Here is a 7,413-nt window from a genome sequence, read left to right as displayed (position 1 = left end):
CTCCACATCATCTGGCACTGCTGGCAAGACGACCTCGCCTACGACCCCGCCCGACACCGCGCCCTGCAACGCTTCCTCGCCAGCCAGACCGGGGCGGCTTGACATAGGGCTTCTCATCCGGCCACCCTCTCAGGTGAGCAGCAGCCGGTCGAGCCGGCGCCGTACGACGGCCAGCCCGATCAGCCCCATCGCCATCAAGTAGACCACCGAGACCGCCGATCCCCAGCTCAGCGCACCGGTGGTGAGCTCGCGACACAGCACCACACCGCGGTAGAGCGGGGTGCACTCCACCACCCAGCGAAGCCAGTCGGGGAAGGCGGTGATCGGGAAGAAGGTCGCGGAAAAGAGGAAGAGCGGCATCGTGGAGAGCGTGACGTACTCGAAGTCCTGCCAGGAACGCATCCAGGTGGTCAGCGCCATCCCGACGGCACCGAAGGCGAGCCCGATCAGCAGCGCGGCGGGCAGCACCAGCACCGCCCACCAGGAGTCGATCAGCCCCATCGCGAGCATCACCACCAGGAACGCGGCCGAGTAGACCCCGCCGCGCAGCAGCGACCAGGCGAGCTCGCCGCGGGCCACGTCGAGGGTGCTCAGCGGGGTGGCCAGCATCTGGTCGAAGAGCTTGTTGTACTTCAGCTTGAAGAAGAAGTTGAAGGTCGCATCCAGCAGCGCGCCGTTCATCGCCGAGGCGGCCACCATGCCGGGGGCGACGAACTCGCGGTAGCCGATCGGCTCGCCGTTGAAGTCGAAGCCGTGCACGATCTTGCCGACGCCGATGCCGATCGAGAACAGGTAGAAGACCGGCTCCAGGAAGCCGGTGAGGAAGACGTACCAGGCCCGGCGGTAGGCCAGCAGGTTGCGCTGCAACAGCAGCAGGGTGGCCTCGCCGGCACCCAGTGGCCGGGGCTGCGCGCCGGCGGTCGCGGCCCGCAGCGTGGCGGCGCTGATCATTGGACGAGCCTCCGACCCAGGCGCCGTACCGCCCACCACCAGCCGAGGGCGGCCAGCGCCGCCAGGTAGGCGACGTGGAGGACCGCCCAGCCGGCCTCGACCTGGCCGAGCACCAGCATCCGGGTCAGGTGCACGCCCTGCCACAGCGGGGTCACCTTGGCGATCGTCTCGCCCACCACGCCGAGGTTGCCGATCGGGAAGAAGGTGCCGGAGAACAGGGTGAGGGGGATCATCCCCAGCCGGAAGACGAGGGAGAAGGCCGACTCGTCGCGCAACCCGGCCGAGAAGGCGAAGATCGGCGTGGCGAACGCGAGCCCGAGCAGCCCCTGGACCGGCAGCGCGAGCAGCGTGCCCCACCAGGACTCGAAGACGCCGAACGGTGCCAGCACGACCAGGAAGACCGCACAGCTGGTCAGCACCCGGAAGAGCACGAAGCCCAGCTGAGCGGCGATGATGTCGCCCACTCCGAGCGGGCTGGCGGTCATGGAGAAGTAGATCCGCTGCCACTTCACCATCCCCATCACCGGATAGGTGACCTCGCCGAAGACGGTCGTCATCGCCTGGCTCGCGACCATTCCGGGTGCGACGAAGGCGAGGTAGGTGGTGGCGCCGTCGAGCGTGCTCGGATCGGCGTCGACGAAGCCGCCGAGCAGCACGCCCATCGCCAGGATGTAGAGGAACGGCGTGACGAAGGAGGTGATCACGCTGCCCTTCCAGGTACGCCGATAGACGATCGCCCAGTAGTCGAGCTGTCGCAGCGCGCCGTGCCACACCCCGGCCGGCGCCGTCGACTCCAGTGGGGCCATCAGTCCACCAACGTCCGTCCGGTCAGGCGCAGGAACACGTCCTCCAGCGAGGAGCGGCGCACCAGGGTGGCGGCTGGCTTCAGATCGCGGGCGTGGACCGACTCGAGGATCCGTTCGCCGTCCTCGCCGTACATCAGCAGCCGGTCGGGCAGCACCTCGATCCGGTCCGCCAGGTCCTCGACCATCGCCGCGACCCCCTCGTGCTCGCCGATGCCGAAGCGGAGCTCGGCCACCTCGCGGGAGGAGTAGGTCGAGATCAGCTCGAGCGGCGAGCCCTCGGCGACGATCCGACCGTGGTCCATCACCACCAGTCGATCGGTGAGCTGCTCGGCCTCGTCCATGTAATGGGTGGTGAGCACCAGCGTCACGCCCTGCTGCTTGAGCCGGAAGAGCCGGTCCCAGATGACGTGCCGCGCCTGCGGGTCCAGACCGGTGGTGGGCTCGTCGAGGATCAGGATCTCGGGGCTGTTGATCAGGCTGCGGGCGATGGTGAGCCGCCGCTTCATCCCGCCGGAGAGGTCCTCCACCTTGGCACTCGCCTTGTCGGTGAGCTGGACGAAGTCCAGCAGCTCCGCGATCCGCTCGCGGACGACGCCGCGAGGAAGCCCGAAGTAGCGGCCGTAGACGTAGAGGTTCTCCGCCACGTTCAGCTCGGTGTCGAGGGTGTCCTCCTGAGGACACACCCCGATCCGGGAACGGATCTGCGGACCGTCGACGGCAGGGTCGAGGCCGAGGATGCGCAGCTCGCCGCCGCTGACCGGGGAGACGCAGCAGATCATCCGCATGGTCGAGGACTTGCCGGCGCCGTTCGGCCCGAGGAAGCCGAACGCCATCCCACGCGGCACCTCGACGTCGATCCCCCGGACCGCCTCGAAGTCGCCGAACGACTTGCGCAGGCCACGGGCCAGGATCATCGGGTCACTGCTGGCGGGCGCTTTGCTCACGCCCCGAAGCGTAGGCGGTGCCGCCGACGGTTCAGCAAGGTATGCAGACCGACGGGCACTTCCCAGGTGGAACTCCACGTGGGAAGTGCGCACTCGGCTGCATACCTAGACGAATGGTCCCGCCGCCGGCAACGCCTCAGCGCAGCCGGGCCGTCTTGTGCTGGTGCACCATGAGTCCGATGAAGGCCGCGATCAGGCCGCTGATCACCCCGGTGACGACGTGGTTGCTGGTCTGGGTGGCAAGCGTCGCGGGCACGCCGATGGCGATGCCGTTGATCAGGGCGCTCATCACGGCGTCGATGACCGCGCCGATCACCCCGGAGGTGAGCGCCTGGGCGTGCGCATCCGGATTGGTACGCCGACGGCCGGCGCCGCGCTCGTAGAGTCGGATCGAGCCCAGGCCGGCGACGAATCCGGCCACCGCGCCGGAGAGCGCGTGGCCCGCGACGTTGACCGCCGCACCGCCGGGCAGGCCGAGGAGGAACCGGCCGATCAGCACCGCGAGCGCGCCGCCGACCAGTGCGAACAGCACGCTGATCGGGATCGCGATCCGGATCCGGTGGGCCACCGAGGTCGGCGCGGCTGGGGCGAGGGTCGTGGTCATCGGGCTCTTCCTTCTACGGCTCGGGTCGGTCGGCAGCCACGGGTGACGGCAGTCACACGATGTGATGGCGCTCACCGTAGGGTCGGACCGGGCCGCGCTTCATCGGCGTTGCCATTGATTGAAAGCATCGTCGGCGGTCCTATCGGTGCTCGGTGTCAGGATGGCTGGGTGAGCGCCGAGGAGTCCTCCGCCCTGTCCCGGTTCAGCGAGCCGACCCGGGCCTGGTTCGAGGCCGCCTTCGCCGAGCCCACTGCCGCCCAGTCCGGCGCGTGGCGGGCGATCGCCGCCGGCCACCATGCGCTGGTGGTGGCGCCGACCGGCTCCGGGAAGACGTTGAGCGCATTCCTGGCCTCGATCGACCGCCTGCTGGGCGCCGCCCCACCGGCGAAGGAGCGCCGCTGCCGGGTGCTCTACATCAGCCCGCTCAAGGCGCTCGGCGTCGATGTCGAGCGCAACCTGCGCGCCCCGCTGACGGGGATCCGACAGACCGCCGCGCGCCTCGGCCGCACGCTGCCCGAGCTCACCGTGGGGGTCCGGTCCGGAGACACCCCGGCCGGCGATCGGCGCCGGTTGGTGAGTACGCCACCGGACATCCTGATCACCACCCCGGAGTCGCTGTTCCTGATGTTGACCAGCCAGGCGCGCGAGTCGCTGCGCGGGGTGGAGACCGTGATCGTGGACGAGATCCATGCGGTCGCCGGCACCAAGCGCGGCGCCCACCTGGCACTCACCCTGGAGCGACTGGACGCGCTGCTGGAGACGCCGGCGCAGCGCATCGGGCTGTCCGCGACCGTCCGTCCGACCGAGGAGGTGGCCCGCTTCCTCGGCGGCACCCAGCCGGTCGAGGTCGTCGCGCCGCCCGCCGAGAAGCAGTGGGACCTGCGGGTCGTCGTCCCGGTCGAGGACATGACCGCGCCCGAGGCCGACGGCGCAGACGGGCGCCGCACAGCTGCGCCCGAGGAGGGGTACGGCGAGGACACCGAGGCTCCGGAGCGGTCGATCTGGCCCCATGTCGAGGAGGAGGTGGCCGACCTGATCGAGGCGCACCGCTCCACCATCGTCTTCGCCAACTCCAGGAGGCTGGCCGAGCGGCTGACCGCGCGGCTGAACGAGATCGCCGCGGAACGGCTCGGCCGGACCGGGGAGAGACCCGGGGCCGCGGGCTCGATCGGGAGCACCCGCAGCGGTCCGCCGGCACAGGTGATGGCCGCCTCCGGCCAGTCCCAGGGCGCCGCGGCGGTGATCGCCAAGGCCCACCACGGCTCGGTCTCCAAGGAGCAGCGTGCGCTGATCGAGGACGACCTCAAGGCCGGTCGGCTGCCGGCCGTGGTGGCCACCAGCAGCCTCGAGCTCGGCATCGACATGGGCGCGGTCGACCTGGTGATCCAGATCGAGTCGCCGCCCAGCGTGGCGAGCGCGCTGCAACGGGTCGGCCGGGCCGGCCATCAGGTGGGCGAGGTGTCGCGCGGCGTCCTGTTCCCGAAGCATCGCGGCGACCTCGCTCCGGCCGCGCTCAGCGTGCAGCGGATGCGGGCCGGCCTGATCGAGTCGCTGCGCATCCCGGCCAACCCGCTCGACGTACTCGCCCAGCAGGTGGTCGCGACGGCGGCGCTGGACTCCTGGGACGTGGACGACCTCTACGCGCTGGTCTGCCGTGCGGCCCCCTACGCCCAGCTGCCACGCAGCGCGTTCGAGGCCACCCTCGACCTGCTGGCCGGGCGCTATCCCTCCGACGACTTCGCCGAGCTGCGCCCGCGGATCGTGTGGGACCGGGTGGCGGGGGTGATCACCGGCCGGCCCGGCGCCCAGCGACTGGCGGTGACCAGCGGCGGGACCATCCCGGACCGTGGCCTGTTCGCCGTCTACCTGGTGGGCGAGGCCGGCTCCGGCAGGCGGGTGGGCGAGCTGGACGAGGAGATGGTCTACGAGTCCCGGGTCGGCGACGTGTTCGCGCTCGGCGCGACCAGCTGGCGGATCGAGGACATCACCCACGACCGGGTGCTGGTCTCCCCCGCCCCCGGCGTCCCCGGGCGGCTGCCGTTCTGGAAGGGGGACAGCCTCGGCCGGCCGGCCGAGCTCGGCCAGGCACTCGGGGGCTACGCCCGGCAGCTGGCGTCCCTCCCCCGCGGCGAGGCGGTGAACCGGGCGTGCGAGGCGGGCCTGAACGAGTACGCCGCCGGCAACCTGGTCGGCTACCTGCACGAGCAGCTGGAGGCGACCCGGATCCTGCCGAGCGACACCCACATCGTGGTTGAGCGGTTCCGCGACGAGCTCGGCGACTGGCGCCTGGTGCTGCACTCGCCGTACGGGCTGAGCGTGCATGCACCGTGGGCGCTGGCGATCAACGCCCGGCTGCGGGAGCGGTACGCCGTGGACGGCCAGGCGGTCGCCTCCGACGACGGGATCGTGGTGCGGGTCCCGGACACCGATGCCGAGCCACCGGGGGCCGAGGCGGTGGTCTTCGGCGCCGACGAGATCGAGGACCTGGTGACCACCGAGGTGGGCGGCTCGGCGCTGTTCGCCAGCAGGTTCCGGGAGTGCGCGGCGCGGGCGCTGCTGCTGCCGCGACGCGATCCCGGCCGGCGCAGCCCACTGTGGCAGCAGCGACAGCGGTCGGCGGCGTTGCTCCAGGTCGCCGCGCAGTACCCGTCGTTCCCGATCGTCTTGGAGGCGGTCCGCGAGTGCCTGCGCGACGTCTACGACCTGCCCGCCCTGGTGGCGCTGCTGGGCAGGATCGAGCGCCGCGAGGTGCAGGTGGTCGACGTCGCGACCCCGTCGCCGTCGCCGTACGCGCGCAGCCTGCTGTTCTCCTACGTCGCGGAGTTCATGTACGAGGGCGACTCTCCCATCGCCGAGCGCCGCGCGGCCGCGCTCACCCTCGACCAGGGACTCCTCGCCGAGCTGCTCGGTCGCGCGGAGCTGCGCGAACTGCTCGATCCCACCGTGCTCGCCGAGGTCGAGGCCGAGCTCCAGCGACTGGCGCCCGGCCGACGCGCACGCGGGGCGGAGGGCGTCGTCGACCTGATCCGAGTGCTCGGCCCGCTCGACGCCGCCGAGGTGGTGGCGCGCACCGACCCGGAGTCGGCCGAGCTGGTCGCCGGTTGGCTGGCCGAGCTCGCCGCGACCAGGAGGATCGTCGAGGTCCGGGTCGCCGGCGAGGAGCGCTGGGCGGTGGTCGAGGACGTCGGGCGGCTGCGCGACGGCCTGGGGGTCCCGGTGCCGCCGGGCGTGCCGAGCGCCTTCGCCGAACCGGTCGAGGACCCGGTCGGCGACCTGGTCTCGCGCTACGGCCGCGGCCACGGTCCGTTCACCGCCGACGAGGTCGCCGCCCGGCTGGGGATCGGACCGGCCGTGGTCCGGCACACCCTGGCCCGGCTGGCCGCCCGCGGGCGGGTGCTGGACGGAGAGTTCCGGCCCGCCGGGGTGCCGGGACGCCAGGAGTGGTGCGACGCGGACGTGCTGCGGACGCTGCGGCGCCGTTCGCTGGCCCGGCTGCGCCAGGAGATCGAACCGGTCGCCCCGGCCGCGCTCGGGCGCTTCCTGCCGGCATGGCAGCAGGTCGGCGTACGGGCCCAGGGCCGGCACCGTGGGCCCCGCGGCGTGGACGGCGTGCTCGCCGTGGTGGAGCAGCTGGCCGGAGCGACGGTGCCGGCGAGTGCGCTGGAGTCGCTGATCCTGCCCGCCCGGGTGATCGACTACGAGCCCTCGTTCCTCGACGAGCTGACCGCCGCCGGCGAGGTGCTGTGGGCCGGGCATGCCGCCCTGCCCGGCACCGATGGGTGGATCTCGCTGCATCTGGCCGAGACCGCGGAGCTGACCGTCCCCGAGGCCGACGCCGGCGCGGTGAGCGACCTGGCCCGCCGGGTGCTCGACGTGCTCGCCCCCGGAGGCGCGTGGTTCTTCCGCCAGCTCGCGGACGCCGTGGAGGTCGCGGAGGTCGAGGAGGCGCGGTCGCTCTCGGCCGCGCTGTGGGAGCTGGTCTGGGCCGGGCTGGTCACCAACGACACCCTGATGCCGCTGCGTGCCCTGGTCCGGTCGGGGACGAGCTCGCACCGCAGTCGTCGACCACCGCCGCGGGCCCGGTGGGGCGCCCGCCCGCGACCCGGCG

5 protein-coding genes are annotated in these 7,413 nt (G+C 72.1%); 1 reads left to right on the top strand and 4 read right to left on the bottom strand.

The genetic code is table 11. The features are described 5' to 3' along the window. Nucleotides 1-129: 129 nt before the first annotated feature. The 4 genes from QM638_RS05515 to QM638_RS05500 all read right to left on the bottom strand — a co-directional run bounded on the left by QM638_RS05515 (nt 130) and on the right by QM638_RS05500 (nt 3,305). Nucleotides 130-951: an ABC transporter permease gene (locus QM638_RS05515; protein ID WP_415140942.1), complete on the bottom strand. Its 822-nt coding sequence runs from the start codon at nt 949-951 to the stop codon at nt 130-132. Next, nucleotides 948-1,757, bottom strand: coding sequence for an ABC transporter permease (locus QM638_RS05510; protein ID WP_415140941.1), 810 nt, complete (start codon nt 1,755-1,757; stop codon nt 948-950). Before QM638_RS05510 ends, QM638_RS05515 begins: the two co-directional genes overlap by 4 nt. Then, nucleotides 1,757-2,671 (bottom strand): ABC transporter ATP-binding protein, encoded by a 915-nt coding sequence (locus tag QM638_RS05505; protein WP_415140943.1) that lies wholly within the window; start codon nt 2,669-2,671, stop codon nt 1,757-1,759. The genes QM638_RS05510 and QM638_RS05505 overlap by 1 nt, the downstream gene beginning before the upstream one ends. A gap of 166 nt (nt 2,672-2,837) precedes the next feature. Beyond that, nucleotides 2,838-3,305, bottom strand: coding sequence for a hypothetical protein (locus QM638_RS05500; protein WP_415140940.1), 468 nt, complete (start codon nt 3,303-3,305; stop codon nt 2,838-2,840). Between the two features lie 168 nt (nt 3,306-3,473). Here QM638_RS05500 and QM638_RS05495 point away from each other — a divergent pair. Continuing rightward, nucleotides 3,474-7,413: ATP-dependent helicase (locus QM638_RS05495; protein WP_415140939.1), on the top strand; the 3,940-nt coding region annotated here is incomplete at its 3' end.

The sequence above is a fragment of the Nocardioides sp. genome, assembly GCF_047606145.1.
Taxonomy (GTDB): Bacteria; Actinomycetota; Actinomycetes; order Propionibacteriales; family Nocardioidaceae; genus Nocardioides.
Note: the sequence above shows the minus strand (reverse complement) of the source record. Positions and strands in the feature narration are given on the sequence as shown.

Bases quoted from the DNA above. Each gene is read 5' to 3' on its own strand.
- QM638_RS05515 (WP_415140942.1), bottom strand. From the start codon at position 951: ATGATCAGCGCCGCCACGCTGCGGGCCGCGACCGCCGGCGCGCAGCCC.
- QM638_RS05510 (WP_415140941.1), bottom strand. From the start codon at position 1,757: ATGGCCCCACTGGAGTCGACGGCGCCGGCCGGGGTGTGGCACGGCGCG.
- QM638_RS05505 (WP_415140943.1), bottom strand. From the start codon at position 2,671: ATGATCCTGGCCCGTGGCCTGCGCAAGTCGTTCGGCGACTTCGAGGCG.
- QM638_RS05500 (WP_415140940.1), bottom strand. From the start codon at position 3,305: ATGACCACGACCCTCGCCCCAGCCGCGCCGACCTCGGTGGCCCACCGG.